The organism is Streptomyces sp. NBC_00328 (assembly GCF_036139655.1).
Taxonomy (GTDB): domain Bacteria; phylum Actinomycetota; class Actinomycetes; order Streptomycetales; family Streptomycetaceae; genus Streptomyces.
The window spans coordinates 4,856,137-4,874,159 of sequence record NZ_CP108013.1; the positions used below are offsets into that span (position 1 = coordinate 4,856,137).

Sequence of the window (18,023 nt, forward strand, 5' to 3'; positions counted from 1 at the left end):
GTTCGTGTGTCGACGGAGTGTAGGGGGATGCGCTCGGCGATTCCGCACGACGGACTCGCGCACCGGCTTGTTCCACACGCTCCGGTCTGTCGATGGCGGGGAGAGTCTCCGGGGGGAGACGTCATTACCGGGGGAACGCTTATGCATATTCAGGACTCTCATTGGTCTTCCGCGTCAGCCATCGCACCTGGTGGTGCGATGGGCGCGACGACGAGCGGCAACGGCCGCGGTCCGACGGACGGACCGCGCACGACGCCGCTGCGGGTGGACGCACAGCGCAATCTGGAACATGTACTGCGGGCGGCGCGCGAGGTCTTCGGCGAGCTGGGGTACGGCGCGCCGATGGAGGATGTCGCCCGACGGGCGAGGGTCGGTGTCGGCACGGTGTACCGGCGCTTCCCGAGCAAGGACGTCCTGGTGCGCCGGATAGCCGAGGAGGAGACCTCCCGGCTGACGGACCAGGCCCGTTCCGCGCTCGGCCAGGAGGACGAGCCGTGGTCGGCGCTCTCGCGCTTCCTGCGGACGTCGGTGGCCTCGGGCGCCGGACGGCTGCTGCCGCCGCAGGTGCTGCGGGTCGGCGTGGCCGAGGACGGTCCCGAGCACGACGAGGCACGGGTGCCGCAGCAGCGGTCGCAGCCCGCGCCCGAGTTGCGGCTCGTCGAGCAGCGGACCGCCCCCGAGGACGAGCAGGTGATCGCCGCGGTGGACGACGCCGGGGCGGCGGCGCTCCTCGAGGTGGTCGGGCGGCTCGTCGACCGGGCGCGTGCGGCGGGCGAGTTGCGCGCCGACGTCACCGTGGCGGACGTCCTGCTGGTCATCGCGACGGCGGCACCCTCGCTGCCGGACGCGGCCCAGCAGGCGGCGGCCTCGACCCGGCTCCTGGACATCCTGCTGGAGGGCCTGCGCTCGCGTCCCGCGTGAGCAGGACCGAAGGCACCCGCGGTGTGGGCGGGTTCCGGACGCGGAGGCGTACCGGAGCACACCGAAGCACGTGGACACCGCGGGGCACGAAGGCAAGCGCGTGCGCGGGCGCCGTCGTACGCGGCGGGCGCCGAGCACACGGTCGCGCCTGGACACCCCGATGCTCCCGGGGCGAGTGACGTCACTCGCCCCGGGAGCATCGCGCTTCCCCGCCGCGCCTCCCGGCCGCACTGCCGGTCCGGAACGACCGCTTCCGCGCGCATGACGGCTGTTGAACATTCCCCGAACGGGTGACAGTTAGTACTCCAGAGCGACAAGTCCCCCCGGACGAGTGGTTGGGCCGTACGAGCACGTTCCGCACGGGGAGCCTGTGGCACTCTGGCCCGGTATTCGGTCCGAGAGTGTGCAGGCGGGGGCTTTCCGCGATGAGCGTTGACGGGCGGGACGAGTCACTCGGTGACGGTGGCGCCGACGGCGGCACGGAAACCGGCGGCTCACCGTCACGGCGGGTACCGAGCCAGGGCGGCCCGCACAGCGGGAACCGGGACAGCGGCAACTCGGACCGCGGAAGCCAGGAAGGCGACGACTCGGACGGCCGAAGCCTGGACAGCGACGGCCGGCACCATGCCGGCCCGGACACCGGAACGGCCGACCTCGGCATGCCTTCGCAGCGCGACCGCTGGGACGCGCGCGACGACGGCGTTCTGCCGCCCCTGCGCGAACCCGGGACCCCGGTGGACGCGCCGCCCCCGGACGCCGGTCTGATCGAGCGGATGCGCGGCGGCGACGACACGGCGTACGAGGAGCTGTACCGCCGGCACGCCGAAGCCGTCCGTCGCTACGCCCGCACCTGCTGTCGCGACACGCACACCGCCGACGACCTCACGGCCGAGGTGTTCGCCCGCATGCTCCAGGCCGTACGCGGCGGCAGCGGCCCCGAGCACGCCGTGCGCCCGTATCTCCTGACCACCGTCCGCCGGGTCGCCGCGAACTGGACGAAGACGGCCAGACGCGAGCAACTGGTCGACGATTTCGCCGTGTTCGCCGCGCAGGCCGCCCGCGGATCCGAGGTCTCCAACGACGACACGCTCGACCTCGGCGCGGACGTACGCGCGATGCACGAGGCCGAACAGTCCATGGCCATGCGGGCCTTCCGCTCGCTGCCGGAGCGCTGGCAGGCCGTGCTGTGGCACACCGAGGTCGAGGACGAGTCCCCGAGCGAGGTCGCCACGCTCTTCGGTCTCGACGCGAACGGCACCCGTGTGCTCGCCAGCCGCGCCCGCGAGGGACTCCGGCAGGCCTACCTCCAGGCGCACGTGAGCACCACGCTCACCATGGACGAGGAGTGCGCGCGCTACGCCGACCGGCTCGGCGCCTATGCCCGCGGGGGCCTGCGCACCCGTGCCGAACGGGGCCTGCGCAAGCACCTGGAGGAGTGCGTCAGGTGCCGGCTGGCCGCGGGCCAGATCAAGGAAGTGGCCGGCGGGATCCCCGCGGTCGTGCCGGTCGCGGTCATCGGCTGGTTCGGTGCCGCCGGGTACGCGAAGGCCGTGGCGCTCATCGCCGGTGGCGCCGGTGCGGGTGCGGCCGGAGCCGCGGGCGCGGCAGCCGTGGCGGGCGGCGGCTCGGGAGGCGCCGGGGGCGGCGCCGCGGTCTCCGAGGGGCTGGGCGCGTCGGTCAAGGCCGGTATCGCCGCGGGTGTCGTCGCGGCGGCCGCGGCGGCGGTGGCGCTGTCCCTGGTCGGCAACGGCAGCCCCGCCCGGCGGCCCGAGGCGGAACCGGCCGCCTCTCCCGCCGTCGAGGCGCCGGTCCCGTCGTCGGCACCGCCCAGGAAGTCCCCCGCGCCGAAGCCTGCGCCGGTGGTACGCGGGCCGGCCCCCGCCCCGCCCCCCTCGCCGGAGCCGAAGCCCGCCCCGAAGCCGGCGCCGAAGGCGACCCCGAGTCCGCTCCCCTCGCCGGCCCCGGCCCCCACTCCGGCCCCGCTGCCGACGCCACCCCCGCCGGAACCCGCCCCGGAGCCCACGCCGACGCCTCCCCCGCCCGCCTCCACCGTCTACCGGTGGAGCGACCTGGACTACGACGTCATCGGCGACCACACCGGGCCGGAGATGCGGATCGGTGCGAGCAACTGGGTGTGGCAGCGCCACTCGATGAGCATCGCGAACACCCGGTACGCGCACGGTGTGACCGTCCACGGCCGCTCCTCGGTCACGATCGACCTGAACCGCGACTGCGGCTCGTACGACGCCATGGCCGGTGTGGACGATCTGATGCCGGGCCTGGGCAGTCTGCGCTTCTCCGTCTACGCGGACGGGTCGCGGCTGTGGCGGTCACCGCTGATCGAGGGCGGCGACCCGGCGGTCCCGGTCCATGTGAACCTCACCGGACACCGGACGGTCCGGCTCGTCGTCGAACCCCGGGGCCCGTTCGACTCGACATCACTGGGCGACTGGGCGGAATCGAAGTTCCTGTGCCGGTGAACACCTAGTCCGACCTAGTCCGACCTAGTCCGCGGAGTACGCCTCCCCTGGATGCACCCCGGGGTACGCACCGGGGTACGCCTCAAGCGCTTCGACCAGGTCGCCGAGGGCTTCTTCCTGGGTGTAGCCGGAGCCTCGGACGCGCTCGGACTCGTAGTGCTCCGGGCCGAGTGCGGCGAGAGCCGCGGCTGCGGTGCGCCGCACGTCGGCGCTCTCACGGGCGGGCGGCAGATCCCCGCCGCGCCAACCGGTGCCCGCGGCCAGCAGCCGCGCCGCCACCGGGTGTTCCCCCAGCTCGGTGAGCAGACGCGCGGCGCTCTCGACGAAGCCCGAGGCCACCACGTCGGCGCACCGCGCGTCCATCGCTTGCCGCAGTGCGGCGCTCAGCTTCCGCAGTCCCGGAACAGGGCCGGACTCGGCGGCCGTGACCAGGGCGTCCATCCAGTTCAGACCCGCCGAGAACTGGGGCGGCGGGGTGCCCCGGAGGCTCTCCTCTCGGGACTTCTCGCACAGTTCGCGTGCGAGGGCGACCTCCCCGTCGTCCAGGACCACCTGGGCGCGCAGCAGATGGACGAACGCCCGGGAGTCCGTCACCCCGTACTGGTCGGCGGCGACGCTCGCCTCGTCCAGCGTCGCCAGGGCCAGCGAACGCTCGCCGGCGCGGAGGGCGATCTCGGCCAGCCGTGCCATGAGGAACGGCACCTCCGCGTACGCCCCCACCTCGTAGGCGAGCCGCAGCGCCTCCGCGTACTCGCCCTTCGCCTCGTCGAACCGGCTGCGCGCCATGGCCGCCTCACCGGCCGCGCTGCACACCTGGGCGCGCATCCAGCGGTCCCCGACCCGTCGGCTGAGTCCGCGCAGTTCCACCAGGTCCTCGTCCACTCCCGGCATGCCGCCCGGAGCGTCGACGACCATGTGCGTACGGAACATCAGGGCGACGCCGATCTCCCATTCACCGCCGAACTCACGGCAGTTGGCGACCGCCGAGTTCATCGCGGGCCCCACGTCGTCCGGATCGTCCAGGAAGTGCGCGGCCATCGGCCAGACGATCCCCGGCATGCGCGCCGCGTCCGGGCCGCCCCGCTCGAAGGCGCCCCGCACCCGCCCCACGTACTCCCGCAGCCGCTTGTCGCCCCAGTCGTCCAGCGGGACGACGTCCACCTTCATGAACAGGTGGAGCATGCGCACCCGCATCCGCATGGCGTGCAGCGGGTGGCGCCCGTCACGCTCCGGATGGTCGAGAAAGGCGTCCACCGGATCGACGTCCTCGAGCTCGGAGAGGAGGCCGTCACCGGCGGCGCACACGGCACCGACGGCCGCCGCCGGACGGTCACCGGCCGGCATGTCGAGCAACGCGCCCAGTTTCAGGACGAGTTCCGTCCACGTGATGCCCTCGTACCGGAAGTTGCGCAGCCACCAGAACCAGCCCATGTCGAGGACGAGAGCGCCCGCCTCTTCCTCGTCATGGGCGGCGAGCGCGCGCTGGAGAGCGGCCCGGATGTTGTCGAGCTCGGTCTCCAGACGCCGGATCCAGGGGAGTTGGCCGGCCGAGCGCAGCTGGGGCTCGGCCTCCGCGGCCAGGGCGCGCGCCCACGCACGGTGGCGCCGCTCGGCGGCGGCACGCAGCTCGGGAACCTCGGCGGCGCGCTCGGTGGCGTACTCGTGGATGGTCTCCAGCATGCGGTAGCGCATCCCGCCACCCGCATCGCCCCCGGCGTCCCGGGGCCCGTAGCCCTGTCCGCCGGGTCCGCCGTGGTCACCCGGTCCGTACGGATGGCCGTCGCCGCCCGTGGGGTCCGGGGTGGCGACGAGGAGGGACTTGTCGACGAGCGCCCCGATGAGGTCGGCGGCGGGGCCGGTGCAGACGGCTTCCGCGGCGGCCAGGTCCCAGCCGCCCGCGAACACGGAGGCCTCGCGCAGCACGGTCCGCTCCCGTTCGTCGAGCAGATCCCAGGACCAGTCGACGACGGCGCGCAGGGTCTGCTGGCGGGGCAGCACCGTACGGCTGCCGGAGGTGAGCAGCCGGAAGCGGTCGTCGAGCCGGTCGGCGATCTGCCGCGGGGTGAGCAGCCGCAGACGGGCCGCGGCCAGTTCGATGGCCAGGGGCAGGCCGTCGAGCCGCCGGCAGATCTCGTCCACGGCGGCGGAGTCGTGGAGGGCGGTGGCCGCTTCGGGGCGCACCACGGAGGCCCGCTCCATGAAGAGGCGGCGCGCGGGATCGGGCGGGAGCGGCTCGACCGGGCGCACCAACTCACCGGGAACTCCCAGGGGTTCGCGGCTGGTGGCGAGGATCGTGAGCCCCGGGCAGCGGGTCAGCAGTGTCTCGGCGAGCTCGGCCGCCGCGTCGATCACGTGCTCGCAGTTGTCGAGGATCAGGAGCTGGCTGCGCCGGGCGCAGTACTCGACGAGCAGGGCGACCGGGTCGTCCTGCGCGACCGCCATCTCGCTGGTGATCAGTGCTGTCTCGCGCAGACCGAGGGCGCTGACCACGGCACCCGGGACCGCCTCGGGCCGGTCGAGCGGGGCCAGTTCGGCCAGCCACGCCTGCGGGAGCCCGGCGGCGGCCTCCTCGGCGAGGCGGGTCTTGCCCGAACCGCCCGGTCCGGTCAGCGTGACCAGTCGTGCCCTCCGCACATCCGAACGGATGGCCCCGACCTCGCGTTCCCGCCCGACGAACGAGTTCAGACGAGGACGTATGTTCCCGGTCCGCTGGGCACGGGAGGGGTCCCCGGAGCGCGGTCCGGCGTCCGGTGCGGCACCACCCGCCGCGGATCCGGGTTCCCGCGCTCCGCGGGCGTCCCGCGGGTCGAGCAGTGCGGCGTGCAGGTCCCGGAGCTCCGGCCCGGGGTCGGCGCCGAGACCGTCCATCAGCGCTCGGCGCACGTCCTCGTACGCGGCCAGCGCGTCGGCACCCCGGCCGGTCTCGCGCAGGGCGCGGATGAGCAGGACGTGCAGCGCCTCGTCGTACGGGTGAGCCGTCGTCAGCCCCTTCAGCTCCGGTACGACGTCGGCGGCGCGGCCGAGCCTCAGGTCCGCCTCGACGCGGCTGCGCGTCGCCTCCAGGCGCAGGGCCTCCGGGCGGGTCGCCGCGGTGCGGTCGGGGAGGTCCGCGAGGGCGGGGCCGCGCCACAGGGCGAGGGCTTCGCCCAGCCGGGCGGCGGCGGTACGGGCGTCGCCCGTGTCGAGCGCGGTCCTGCCCTCCGTGACGAGCCGCTCGAACACGAACAGGTCCACGTCGTCGCGGGCGGCGCGGAGGCGGTAGCCGCCGGTCTCGGAGGTGACCGCGTCCTTTCCGATGGCGCGGCGGAGGCGGCCCACCAGTGCCTGGAGGGCCGCGGGGGCGTCCTGGGGCGGGTCGTCCGCCCATACCTCGTCGATGAGGGTGTCCGGGGAGAGCGTTCGGGCGGGGTGGCAGGCCAGGGCTGTGAGGAGCGCGCGTACCCGGGGGCCGCCCACCGCGACGAGGGTCCCCCGGTCGTCCTCCGCCTGGGCAACCCCCAGAATCCTGTACCGCACGCCCCCATTCTCACCGCCCGCCCGCCCGGGGTCACCGCCTGACCCCGACGAGCCGCCCCCATTACCCCTCACTCACCAGGTCCCCGGCACGACGAAAACCTTCTTTCGCCCCCTCCGCCCCTACCCAACCCGTACCCGGGGCTCCGCCCCGGACCCCGCTCCTCAAACGCCGGAGAGGCTGAAAGTTGCCCCCGCAGCCAAAAAAAGCGGCCCGGACGGACTGGATCTCGCACCCGCACCCGCAGTGAATGGCCGGAAGCACGACGCACCCGCAGCCGGAATTCGGCGGAAGGGGCCGTGCCGGTACATCACATGCCCGTCGCTTACGCCCGGATCGAGCAGCGGCTCCCCAGGGAACTCACGTCTGATCCAACGGCGACGGGCGGATGTACCGGCACGGCCCCGACCCACAACGCACCGGAACCGGCACCGGCACCCGCACCGGCACCGGCACCGGCACCGGCACCGGCAGGTTCAGCCGCGCCGCGCCCCCGCCCCCAGCGCCCGCCCCTGCGGAACGATCCCCGCGGGAACGGCACGCTGGCGCGCCGGCGTCCCCGTCCAGCACGTTCCGCGCCGGGCCAGCAACCGCCGCAGCCACAGTTCGAGCGAGACGAGGTCGGCCAGCCCGTCGAGGGGCAGCGGCGCCCCCTCCGCGGCCGAGCGCAGCGCCTTGCGGACGACGCGGGCCTCGACCAGCCCGGCCTGCGCGAGCAACGGCGTGTCGAACAGGGAGACCAGGGAATCCGCCGCCACCCGCACCCCCGTACGGGCCGCCGCCGTGGAGGACGCGTGAGACGGAGCACCCCACCCGGGGGGCAGATCGGCCACGCCGGCCCCCTCCAGCACCGTACGCAGGATCGCCGCCCGCGCTCCCGGCTGCACCCGCAGCGCCTCCGGCAGTTCACGGCACGCCCGGACGACCTGGTTGTCCAGGAACGGCGTGTGCAGCCGCTGGAAGCGGATCTCGGCGGCCTGCTCCAATACGCGGACGTCGGCCGCGTGGCGGGCCAGCGCGGCCCGGGCGCGGAAATCCCCCGGCCGCTGTCCGGGACCGACGTTCGGCCGCCCCCCGCCGGCTTGGAGGCGAACCGATACTTCAGCCAGTGCCTCCCCGGTCAGCCAGCGCGCCGCCGGCCCGGGTCTCGCCCAGCTGAGCGCGGCGAGCGACGCGCCCACCGCGCCTCCGGGTTCCTCGAACCGCCGGTGCAGCAACTGCTCGGCGAGGACGTCGACCCCGGTGCGGTACGGGGTGCGGGCGAGCTTGCGCGCCGCGCCGTACACGCGCGCGGGGACCATCACCGAACCGTCGGCCTTCGTCAGCGCGGCGACGGGTCGCACCAGATGGCGTCGTTTGCGGTCCATGAGCAGGTCGGCGAGCCGGGCCGGATGCGCGTCGAGCACCTGCCGCGCGCCGTAGCCGGTGAAGTGGTCCGCGCTGCCGGAGGCGAGCCGCGCGCGGTGGCGTGCCGCGGTCACCAGGGAGGGTCCCGGCTCGTCGGTCAGCGGGCCCTCCAGGTCCGCGTAGGGGAGCGTCTCCTCGCCCCCGGCGACGACCACGTGGTGCAGCCTGGGGTTCGCGGCCAGCGTCCCGGCCCGCTCCAGCTCGGCCTCGCGCCCCCGTACGGCGAGGTCGTTGAAGGTGACGGCGAGGAGCCGTTCCCCGGCACCGGTGCCGTGTCCGAGGACCGTGCCGGGCGCCCCGGGAAGGCCGGCGGCGAGCAGCGCGAGGGTTCCCGAGGCGGGCCCTCCGGAGAGGTCGGCCCCGATGCCCGGTACGGGTGTCCCGCGCGCGGCGCGCCGTTCGGCGGGCCCCATGCCGGGCACGGGCCCGGGGTCCACGTCGGCGCCGGGCACATGGCGGGGAGCGGAGAGGCGGGCGCGGACGGCTTCCACGAGGGCGTCCCGTACGGCGTCCACGGCGATCGCGGGATCGGCGATGGGCGCGGCGACGGCGAGGGAGGCGACGGGTTCGTACCCGGCGATCTCGCGTGCTCCGGCCCGCAGGATGAGTGTGTGCCCCGGCGGGATGCGGCGCACGCCTTCGTACGGGGTGGAGTCGTGCACCGCGGCCGGTACGTCGGGGGCGGCGAGCATCGCGGCCAGGTGTCCGAAGTCGAGGTTGGCCTCGATGAGGTCGGCGAGCGGCAGCGCGGCGGTGGCGTAGGCCGTGCCGCCGGCCCACGGGGTGTAGAACACGGGCCGGGCGCCGGCGAGGTCGCCGCAGACGGTCACGCGGCGGCCGACCTGGACGACTGCGGTGTAGCTGCCGGACCAGTTGGTGAGGTGGCGCAGTGCTCCGCCGCGCGCGGCGAACAGTCCGACCCGCAGCTCGTCGTCGGTCGCCCCGCAGGTGCCGAGGACGGCGATGCGGTTCGCCGCGTCGGCCTTGACGACGCGCACCTCGTCGGGGCGCCAGTCGCCGACGGCCCACAGCGGATCCGGGTCGCCCCAGAGGAGCTGGGAACCGACGGGGTGCACGGTCTCGCCGTCGTTGCCCGTGGCGCCCGCCGAGCCGATCGCGGACGCTCTGGCGACGGTGCTGCTCCACCCCACCAACCATCGCATCGCCGCCTCCACAGGCTGTGGACAACCAGTGCACCGTACGAACTCGGCACCATGCTGCCACGAAGGAGGCGTACGGGAGGGCCCCTGCGGCGGCTTGCACTCCCCGAAGTGCGCCCCCACCCGAACGTCCGCGCCGTCACGCAGGGGCGCGCTACCGGCAAATACCCTTTACACAAAGCCTGTTGAGGTCATCGGCAGTCGCCACCCCGCACCGCGGGAAAACCCGCTCCGGATCGCCACGGGACCGCCACCGAACGACCCCGGCCAACAGCCCCGGTCACGACCCCGGCCAACGAGGCGCCCCCGTCCGGCAGTCGCCCGGACCCCACCCCCGAAGGGTCGACGTGAATGCGCCCCCGATACGCTCCCTCAGGACGCCCTTCGCGCCCTCAACTCACGTGGTGGGAGCCCTGATTGCCCTCAGGGGAGGTCATCGGTTTTCGGCCAAATCGGTGAGAGGCGGACGGTCGCGGACACGCTCCGTACAGGCCTTGCGCAGCGGTTCGGCAACGCACAGTCCGGGAGGCGGAGTTCGCCCCCCGGACCGGTCCGCCGCCCGCGGGGATGTAGGCGGCGGTGTCCCCCAGCCCACTGGATCCAGTACAGCGGGCCGACCCACGCATGTTCCATGGAAGCGCTCCCCACCGTGGCCGGAGAAGAGCGCACGGACGGGCGCACAGCCACACAACAGGAGCACGCCGCGACAGTCCGTACAGTCGTACGGACCACAATCCCGCCAACCGGACGTACGCCCCTTAACGCTGGGGATCGGGCGAACTACGCTGGGTTTACGAATGCCGCGTGGTTATGCCAGTGCGGCAGCCGTCTGTGTCGAGGGGTGGCGCATGTCCAGGGAGCAACGCGGGCCGAACGAAAAACTCGGCGCCGTTCTCGCCCTCGCGGGAATCAGCAACGCAGGACTCGCGCGTCGCGTCAACGATCTTGGCGCTCAACGCGGGTTGACTCTTCGCTACGACAAGACGTCGGTGGCGCGCTGGGTGTCGAAGGGCATGGTGCCGCAGGGCGCCGCGCCGCACCTCATCGCGGCCGCCATCGGCCAGAAGCTCGGCCGTCCGGTGCCGCTCCACGAGATCGGCCTGGCGGACGCGGATCCGGCGCCGGAGGTGGGCCTCGCCTTCCCCCGTGACGTCGGGCAGGCGGTGCGGTCGGCCACGGAGCTGTACCGCCTCGACCTCGCCGGGCGCCGGGCCGGCGGCGGCATCTGGCAGTCGCTGGCGGGCTCCTTCGCCGTGAGCGCCTACGCGACGCCCGCCTCACGCTGGCTGATAACCCCGGCCGACAGTTCGGTGGCGCGCGAGGTGAATCCGGGCGACAGCTCCGGGGCGCCGCTGAAGGTCGGCCACAGCGATGTGCTGAAGCTCCGCGAGGCGGCCGAGGACGCCAGGCGCTGGGACTCCAAGTACGGGGGCGGTGACTGGCGTTCGTCCATGGTGCCGGAGTGCCTGCGGGTCGAGGCGGCACCCCTGCTGCTCGGCTCGTACTCCGACGAGGTCGGCAGAGCGCTGTTCGGCGCGTCGGCGGAGCTCACCCGTCTCGCGGGCTGGATGGCCTTCGACACGGGCCAGCAGGAGGCCGCGCAGCGCTACTACATCCAGGCGCTGCGGCTGGCCCGCGCGGCCGCCGACGTACCCCTCGGGGGCTACGTCCTGGCGTCCATGTCCCTCCAGGCGACCTACCGCGGCTTCGGCGACGAGGGCGTCGACCTCGCCCAGGCCGCCCTGGAACGCAACCGCGGTCTCGCCACCGCCCGCACCATGAGCTTCTTCCGGCTCGTCGAGGCACGTGCCCACGCGCGCGCGAGTGACGCCCAGGCGGCCGGCGCGGCGCTGAAGGCGGCCGAGGGCTGGCTGGAACGGGCCCGTGACGGCGACAACGACCCGTCCTGGCTCGGCTTCTACGGGTACGACCGCTTCGCGGCCGACGCCGCCGAGTGCTACCGCGACCTGAAGGCACCGCGCCAGGTACGCCGGTTCACCGAACAGGCGCTGTCGAAGCCGACGGAGGAGTTCGTGCGTTCGCACGGACTGCGCCTGGTCGTGTCGGCGGTCGCCGAACTGGAGTCCGGCAACCTGGACGCGGCGTGCGAGCAGGGCGTGCGAGCGGTGGAGGTCGCGGGGCGCATCTCCTCCGCTCGCACCACCGAGTACGTGAAGGACCTGCTGCACCGGCTGGAGCCCTACGGCGACGAACCGCGCGTGGTGGAGCTGCGGGAGCGGGCCCGTCCTCTGCTGATGGCTCCGGCGTAGGGCCGGTTCCGGAGGGGACGCCCGACGACTCGGGACGGACAGGGCGCCGCGGTCCCGCGGTCCCGCGGTCCCGCGGCGGGAAGGAAACGCGGGGCGCGGTCCTCGGGTTTGAGGGCATTGTCAGTGGCGCAGTGCACTATCGAGGCCGGGAGGTGGTGCGGATGCGGAGCGCCTACGACTGCGATGTTCTGGTGATCGGCGGGGGGATCGTCGGTCTGTCGACGGCGTATGCCGTCACACGGGCGGCACCGGGCACCCGTGTGACGGTGCTGGAGAAGGAGCAGGGACCCGCCCGGCACCAGACCGGGCGCAACAGCGGGGTGATCCACAGCGGGATCTACTACCGCCCCGGCTCCCTGAAGGCGCGGTACGCGGTCCAGGGTGCCGCCGAGATGGTCAAGTTCTGCGCGGAGTACGACATCGCGCACGCCGTCACCGGCAAGCTGATCGTCGCGACGGAGAAGTCGGAGCTCCCCCGCCTGCACGGTCTGGTGCAGCGCGGCCGGGAGAACGGCATCCCGGTCAAGGAACTGGGCCCGACCCAGCTCACCGACTACGAACCCGAGGTCCGTGGCCTCGCCGCCATCCACGTCGGCACCACGGGCATCTGCGACTACGTGGCCGTGGCCCGCCGGCTCGCGGAGGCCTCCGGGGCGGAGATCCGGTACGGGGCGCAGGTCGTGCGCGCCGACCGCCGGCCCCACCTCGGCGTCGCCGTGGGCACGGCCGACGGGACGATCGTCCGCGGCCGCGTGCTGGTCAACTGCGCGGGGCTGCACTGCGACGAGACGGCCCGGCTCACGGGCGACGACCCCGGGATGCGGATCGTCCCCTTCCGCGGCGAGTACTACACGCTGGCGCGGCCGGAGCTGGTGCGGGGCCTGGTGTACCCGGTTCCGGACCCCGCGTTCCCGTTCCTCGGTGTCCATCTCACCCGGGGCATCGACGGCGGTGTCCACATCGGCCCCAACGCGGTGCCCGCGCTCGCCCGTGAGGGATACGGATGGAAGGTGGTCCGCCCCCGTGAACTGGGCGGGACCCTGTCCTGGCCGGGTTCCTGGCGGATAGCGCGGCGGCACTGGCGCTACGGAGCCGGGGAGCTGCGCCGCTCGGTGTCGAAGTCGGCGTTCACGGAGGCCGTGCGGAGGCTGCTGCCCGCGGTGACCCCGGAGGATCTGGTCCCCGCCCCCGCCGGTGTCCGCGCCCAGGCGGTCCTGCGGGACGGCACCCTGGTGGACGACTTCCTGATCAAGGAGGGCCCGAGGACCGTGCACGTACTGAACGCGCCGTCCCCGGCGGCCACCGCCTCCCTCCCGATCGGCCGCGAGGTCGCCCGCCGGGCACTGGCGGCGCTGGCGGCGGTCTGAGCGCTCCACCCGCCACCGGGACGGGACCACCCCACTGCACGGCACCCGCCACCGGAACGGACCGCCCCACAGCACGACGCCCGCCGCCGGACGGACCGCCCCACAGCACGACGCCCGCCGCCGGACGGACCGCCCCACAGCACGACGCCCGCCGCCGGACGGACCGCCCCGCAGCACGACGCCCGTAAAATCGACCCCACTGTGTCTGAATTCCTCGACTCCACCGAAGAGACCCGGCCCGCCTCCGCCGAGGACGGCTCGCCGCGTCACCACCGCGCCAAGGGCGGACCCCGCTTCCCCGACGGTCCGCAGGCGGATCCCGCCGGCTCGCACTTCGAGCGGCGGATCCGGAGTTTCCAGCCGCGCCGGAGCCGGGTGACGACCGGACAGGCCGACGCGTTGCAGCGGCTGTGGCCCAAGTGGGGTCTGGACATCGACGGACGGCGGACGCTCGACCTCGCGGAGCTGTTCGGGGCGGACCTGCCCGTCGTGCTGGAGATCGGCTTCGGCATGGGCGAGGCCACCGCGCAGATGGCGGCCGAGGACCAGGGGACCGGGATCCTCGCCGTGGACGTGCACACACCGGGGCAGGGCAACCTGCTCAATCTCGCCGAGCGGAACAGCCTGACCAACATCCGCGTCGCCAACGGGGACGCGATCATCCTGCTGCGCGAGATGCTGCCGCCCGCCTCCCTCAACGGCCTGCGCGTCTATTTCCCCGACCCCTGGCCCAAGAAGCGGCACCACAAGCGGCGGCTGATCCAGCCCGAGTTCCTGGATCTCGCCGCGACCCGCCTCGCGCCGGGCGCGCTCGTGCACTGCGCGACGGACTGGGAGCCGTACGCCGAGCAGATGCTCGAAGTGCTGAGCGCGCACCCCGCCTTCGAGAACACCCGGCCGGACGGCGGTTTCGCGCCTCGTCCCGAGTTCCGGCCGCTGACCCGTTTCGAGGGCCAGGGACTGGACAAGGGTCATGTGGTGAACGACCTCCTCTTCCGGCGCGTACAGCATCGAGACCAGCACACCCCGGGCGACTGACCCGCACACCCGCCAGCGTCCGCCGGGAGATCCCGGGGACGCCGGTTACCGTCGCGGGCCGCGCCCTCCCTCGTTAGGGTCAATGCCGTGGCCATCCATCCGTCGTACCCGAACCGGCCCGGCGCCCCCGCCGGACCCGCGCTGCGACATCCACATTGGTGGCAGCGCGGTTGGGTGCGGTACGGAGCACTGATCACGCTGCTCGCGATGTCGGGTCTGGTGATCCTCGCCCTCGTCCGCGAACAGACCGGGACCGAGGGCTTCCTGGTCGGCCTCGGACTGGCCGTGTTCCCCGTGCCGCTGCTCATAGCCGCCTTCCGGTGGCTGGACCGGGTCGAGCCGGGCCCCTGGCGCAACCTGTTCTTCTCCTTCGCCTGGGGCGCCTGCGCGGCCGCGCTCATCGCGATCGTCGCCAACAGCTTCGCGACCCGCTGGATAGCCATGACGACCGCGGATCCCTCCGGCGCCGACACGCTCGGCGCGACCGTCATAGCGCCCGTGGTCGAGGAGTCGGCGAAGGCGGCGGCCGTCCTGCTCGTCTTCCTCTTCCGCAGACGGGACTTCACGGGGATCGTCGACGGTGTCGTCATCGCCGGGGTCACCGCCACCGGCTTCGCCTTCACCGAGAACATCCTCTATCTCGGCACCGCGTTCGGCACCGACCAGCTCAGCGGGGAGAGCGGGCTCGCCTCGGTCACCGCGGCGACGTTCTTCGTCCGCGTGGTCATGTCGCCCTTCGCGCATCCGCTGTTCACCGTGCTGACGGGCCTCGGCTTCGGCGTCGCGGCGCTGTCCGCCGAACGCCAGCACGCGCGCCGGGTGCTGCTGCCCCTCACCGGACTGCTGCTCGCGATGGGCATGCACGCGATCTGGAACAGCTCGGCGGGCTTCGGCCGGTTCGGGTTCTTCGGTGTGTACGCGGCGTTCATGGTGCCCGCGTTCGGGCTGCTGACCTGGCTGGTCGTCTGGACCCGGCAGCGCGAGCTGCGGACCGTGCGCGCCGAACTGCCCGTGTACACCGCCGCCGGCTGGCTGGGCGCGGCCGAACCGTGGGTCCTCGGCTCGATGCGGGCGCGGCAGCTCGCGCGCGAGTGGGCCGGCCACCACTTCGGGAAGAGCGCGGCACGTTCGGTGGCGGAGTACGAGGCGTACGCGACCTCGCTGGCGTTCCTGCGCCACCGGGGGCGCCGGGGCCGTGCGGGCGCCGACTTCGTCGTGCGGGAGCGCGAGTTGCTCGACCAGCTGTGGCGCCGCCGGGAGATCGCCCGTCCGGCCCTCGCCTACGCGGCCCGCGCCACGGCACCGCTGCCCGCGCCGCCGCCCTGGCCGGCCCCCGGGTACGGCTACATCGCCCCGCCGGCCCGGCCCTACGGCCCACCGGCACAGGCATCCGCGCCGGCCCCGTATCCCGCGTACAACCCGTACCGCTCCTAGGGCCCGACGCCCGGCCCGGGACCGGCCGGTGGACACCACCGGTCCGGTCCCCCGCACCTGGGCCACGGGCCGGTGGGTACCCGGGTCCGCGCGCCCGCGCTACGGCCGTTACGCCGACGCCTGCGTCAAGCGCGTGAGTTCCTCGTCCGTCAGCACCAGGTCCGCGACCCCCAGCAGGGCCGGGAGCTGCTCCACGGTGCGGGCGGAGGCGATGGGCGCGGCGACCGTCGGCTGTGCGGCCAGCCAGGCGAGGGCGACCGTCGGGACGGCGACGCCGTGGGCCGCGGCGATCTCGTCGAGGGCGGCGAGGACCAGCGGCCCGCGTTCCGTGTCGAGGTGCTTGGCCGCGCCCGCGGCCCGGGCCGAGTCGACCGTCGTGCCGGGGCGGTACTTGCCGGTGAGGAAACCGGAGGCGAGCGCGAAGTACGGGACGGCGGCCAGACCTGCCTGGGAGGCGACCTCCAGCAGGGAGCCCTCGTAGGTGTCGCGCGAGACGAGGTTGTAGTGCGGCTGGAGCGCGACATACCGCGCGAGGCCCTCGCGGTCGGAGAACTCCAGGGACTCCCGCAGCCGCTCCGGAGAGATATTGGAGGCGGCTATGTGCCGCACCTTGCCGGCCGTCACCAGCTCGTCGAGGGCACCGATGATCTCTTCGACCGGCACGTCCGGCTTGTCGAAGTGCGTGTAGTAGAGGTCGATGTGGTCGGTGCCCAGGCGGCGCAGCGACGCGTCGGCCGCGGCCTTGATGTTGGCACCGGACAGACCCTGGTACGCGGGGTGCTGGCTGACCTTGGTGGCGACCACGATGTCCTCGCGGTTGCCGCGGGTCCTCAGCCACTTGCCGATGATGGTCTCGGACTCGCCGCCCTCGTTGCCCTCGATCCAGGCGGAGTAGGAGTCGGCCGTGTCGAGGAAGTTGCCGCCGGCTGCCGCGTAGGCGTCGAGCACGGCGAAGGACCGGGTCTCGTCGGCCGTCCAGCCGAAGACGTTGCCCCCGAGGGAGAGCGGGAAGACCTCGAGGTCGGACGAACCGAGCTTGCGAAGAGAAGTCATGTACGGGCTCAACACCCGTCCCGGACGGATGTATTCCGCAATCACCTGGGCCGGGGGCCGTCGTCCGCGCCCGGACGACCGACAGCCCTGACGTCGGGGGGGTTGACGTCAGGGCTGCCGGAGATCGGAAATCAGGGGTTAGGGGTTGAGGCCCTTGCTCTGGAGCCACGCCATCGGGTCGATGCCGGTGGCGGCGCCGCCGGGGTGCACTTCGAGGTGCAGGTGCGCCCCGGTGACATTGCCCGTCGCACCCACGCGCCCGATGACATCACCGGTGGCGACCTTCTGGCCCACGCTGACGCTGATGGACGACTGGTGGCAGAACCACAGCTCCGTACCGTCGTCGAGGGTGAGGATCGTGCGGTAGCCGTACGCTCCGGCCCAGCCGGCCTCCGTGATGGTGCCGCTGTGGACCGCCTTGATGAGCGTGCCGGTGGGCGCCGCGAAGTCGAGTCCGGTGTGGTAGCCGGAGGACCACAGGGCACCGGCCTCGCCGAAGGTCGAGGTCAGCGTGTACGAGGACGTCGGCAGCGAGTAGCTCTTGGCGAGCTCGGCGAGGCGCTCCTGCTCGGCCTTCGCCTTGGCCGCCTCCTCCGCCTTCTCCTTCACGGCGTCGGCCTTGGCCTCGGCTTCGTTCTGCTGCTTGGCGGCGAGGTCGACGGCCTTCTTCGCGGCGGCCGTCTGGGCGGCCTGCTGCGTGGCGGTGTCGGCCTGGTTCTGCTGCGACTGGGCCTGCTGCATGATGCGGTCGCGCAGTGCCTCACCGGCGTCGGTGGTGCCCTGGGCCTCGTCGGCGGTGGTCAGACCGGCGCTGGTGAGCGGGGTCGTGGAGCCCTTGGGAGTGCTGGATCCGCCGTCCGAGATCAGGGCCTTGGCCGAATCGGTGACCGACGACAGGTCGGGCAGCGAGATCGAGACGGGCGGCTTGCCCGGAGCGGCGCTGGCGATACCACCCGCGCCGACGGCGGCTATGACGCCGACGCCGAGAACCGTGGAGCTGCGGGCGAGTCCTCCGCCGCGCTGCTTGCCCGTGCGGTGCCGGCCGCGGACGGGAGCGACGGAATCCGCGGTGGGATTCCACTCCTCCCAGGGTCCCTCGTCCTTGCCGTAGCCGAAGGTGTGTGTTTCGTTCGGCGCGAACGAGGTTGGCTGAGCGGGCCGGTTGGACGCCACCTGGCGCACTCCTTTCCTTCCTTGCCGCCTACCGGGTTAGCTGACGGGTTCGGAGCAGGAAGGTCTCCTACGCGCGTACGGCCACCGTGCTTCCACGGCGGAATACGCTCGATTCACCCCACGAGTTGGTTCCCCGGTTCCCTTACGGGATTCGGCGCGTGCGCGCACGGAGCCGCCTCTTGTGACGGTTGTGACGACCGCGCTGC

General features: G+C 73.4%; 10 protein-coding genes and 1 riboswitch. Of the genes, 6 read left to right on the forward strand and 4 right to left on the reverse strand.

Annotated elements, in window-relative coordinates; translation table 11 throughout:
• The first annotated feature begins 141 nt into the window (after positions 1–141).
• Positions 142–921: a TetR/AcrR family transcriptional regulator gene (locus OG485_RS21230; RefSeq protein ID WP_328669933.1), complete on the forward strand. Its 780-nt coding sequence runs from the start codon at positions 142–144 to the stop codon at positions 919–921.
• A gap of 425 nt (positions 922–1,346) precedes the next feature.
• A complete protein-coding gene (locus OG485_RS21235) occupies positions 1,347–3,401 on the forward strand; it encodes a sigma-70 family RNA polymerase sigma factor (protein ID WP_328669934.1) in 2,055 nt (684 codons plus the stop codon).
• A 24-nt stretch (positions 3,402–3,425) separates the two neighbouring features.
• Here OG485_RS21235 and OG485_RS21240 read toward each other — a convergent pair whose 3' ends face one another.
• Together OG485_RS21240 and OG485_RS21245 are read right to left on the reverse strand one after the other, a co-directional pair.
• Positions 3,426–6,917 (reverse strand): BTAD domain-containing putative transcriptional regulator, encoded by a 3,492-nt coding sequence (locus OG485_RS21240; protein WP_328669936.1) that lies wholly within the window; start codon positions 6,915–6,917, stop codon positions 3,426–3,428.
• A gap of 474 nt (positions 6,918–7,391) precedes the next feature.
• Positions 7,392–9,485, reverse strand: coding sequence for an asparagine synthase-related protein (locus OG485_RS21245; RefSeq protein WP_328669937.1), 2,094 nt, complete (start codon positions 9,483–9,485; stop codon positions 7,392–7,394).
• Positions 9,486–10,330: 845 nt separating this feature from the next.
• On the opposite strand from OG485_RS21245, the gene OG485_RS21250 reads away from it, so the two are divergent.
• The 4 genes from OG485_RS21250 to OG485_RS21265 all read left to right on the forward strand — a co-directional run bounded on the left by OG485_RS21250 (position 10,331) and on the right by OG485_RS21265 (position 15,591).
• A complete protein-coding gene (locus OG485_RS21250; RefSeq protein WP_328669939.1) occupies positions 10,331–11,752 on the forward strand; it encodes an MFS transporter in 1,422 nt (473 codons plus the stop codon).
• 161 nt (positions 11,753–11,913) lie between these two features.
• Positions 11,914–13,119 carry an L-2-hydroxyglutarate oxidase gene (gene lhgO, locus OG485_RS21255; RefSeq protein ID WP_328669941.1) on the forward strand — a complete coding sequence of 402 codons (1,206 nt, stop codon included), beginning with the start codon at positions 11,914–11,916 and terminating at the stop codon, positions 13,117–13,119.
• A gap of 201 nt (positions 13,120–13,320) precedes the next feature.
• Positions 13,321–14,157 carry a tRNA (guanosine(46)-N7)-methyltransferase TrmB gene (gene trmB / locus OG485_RS21260; RefSeq protein ID WP_328669943.1) on the forward strand — a complete coding sequence of 279 codons (837 nt, stop codon included), beginning with the start codon at positions 13,321–13,323 and terminating at the stop codon, positions 14,155–14,157.
• 87 nt (positions 14,158–14,244) lie between these two features.
• Positions 14,245–15,591: a PrsW family intramembrane metalloprotease gene (locus OG485_RS21265; protein ID WP_328669945.1), complete on the forward strand. Its 1,347-nt coding sequence runs from the start codon at positions 14,245–14,247 to the stop codon at positions 15,589–15,591.
• Between the two features lie 108 nt (positions 15,592–15,699).
• Here OG485_RS21265 and OG485_RS21270 read toward each other — a convergent pair whose 3' ends face one another.
• Together OG485_RS21270 and OG485_RS21275 are read right to left on the reverse strand one after the other, a co-directional pair.
• Entirely contained in the window at positions 15,700–16,644 is a 945-nt protein-coding gene (locus OG485_RS21270) for an aldo/keto reductase (RefSeq protein WP_328669947.1), read from the reverse strand.
• A gap of 138 nt (positions 16,645–16,782) precedes the next feature.
• Positions 16,783–17,817 carry a M23 family metallopeptidase gene (locus tag OG485_RS21275; protein WP_328669950.1) on the reverse strand — a complete coding sequence of 345 codons (1,035 nt, stop codon included), beginning with the start codon at positions 17,815–17,817 and terminating at the stop codon, positions 16,783–16,785.
• A gap of 10 nt (positions 17,818–17,827) precedes the next feature.
• Positions 17,828–17,984: riboswitch (cyclic di-AMP (ydaO/yuaA leader) on the reverse strand.
• Positions 17,985–18,023 lie beyond the last annotated feature (39 nt).

What these genes read in the sequence shown, in the direction of transcription:
- OG485_RS21230 (WP_328669933.1), top strand. Translation starts at nt 142, where the DNA reads ATGCATATTCAGGACTCTCATTGGTCTTCCGCGTCAGCCATCGCACCT.
- OG485_RS21235 (WP_328669934.1), top strand. Translation starts at nt 1,347, where the DNA reads ATGAGCGTTGACGGGCGGGACGAGTCACTCGGTGACGGTGGCGCCGAC.
- OG485_RS21245 (WP_328669937.1), bottom strand. Translation starts at nt 9,485, where the DNA reads ATGCGATGGTTGGTGGGGTGGAGCAGCACCGTCGCCAGAGCGTCCGCG.
- OG485_RS21250 (WP_328669939.1), top strand. Translation starts at nt 10,331, where the DNA reads ATGTCCAGGGAGCAACGCGGGCCGAACGAAAAACTCGGCGCCGTTCTC.
- lhgO (WP_328669941.1), top strand. Translation starts at nt 11,914, where the DNA reads ATGCGGAGCGCCTACGACTGCGATGTTCTGGTGATCGGCGGGGGGATC.
- OG485_RS21270 (WP_328669947.1), bottom strand. Translation starts at nt 16,644, where the DNA reads ATGACTTCTCTTCGCAAGCTCGGTTCGTCCGACCTCGAGGTCTTCCCG.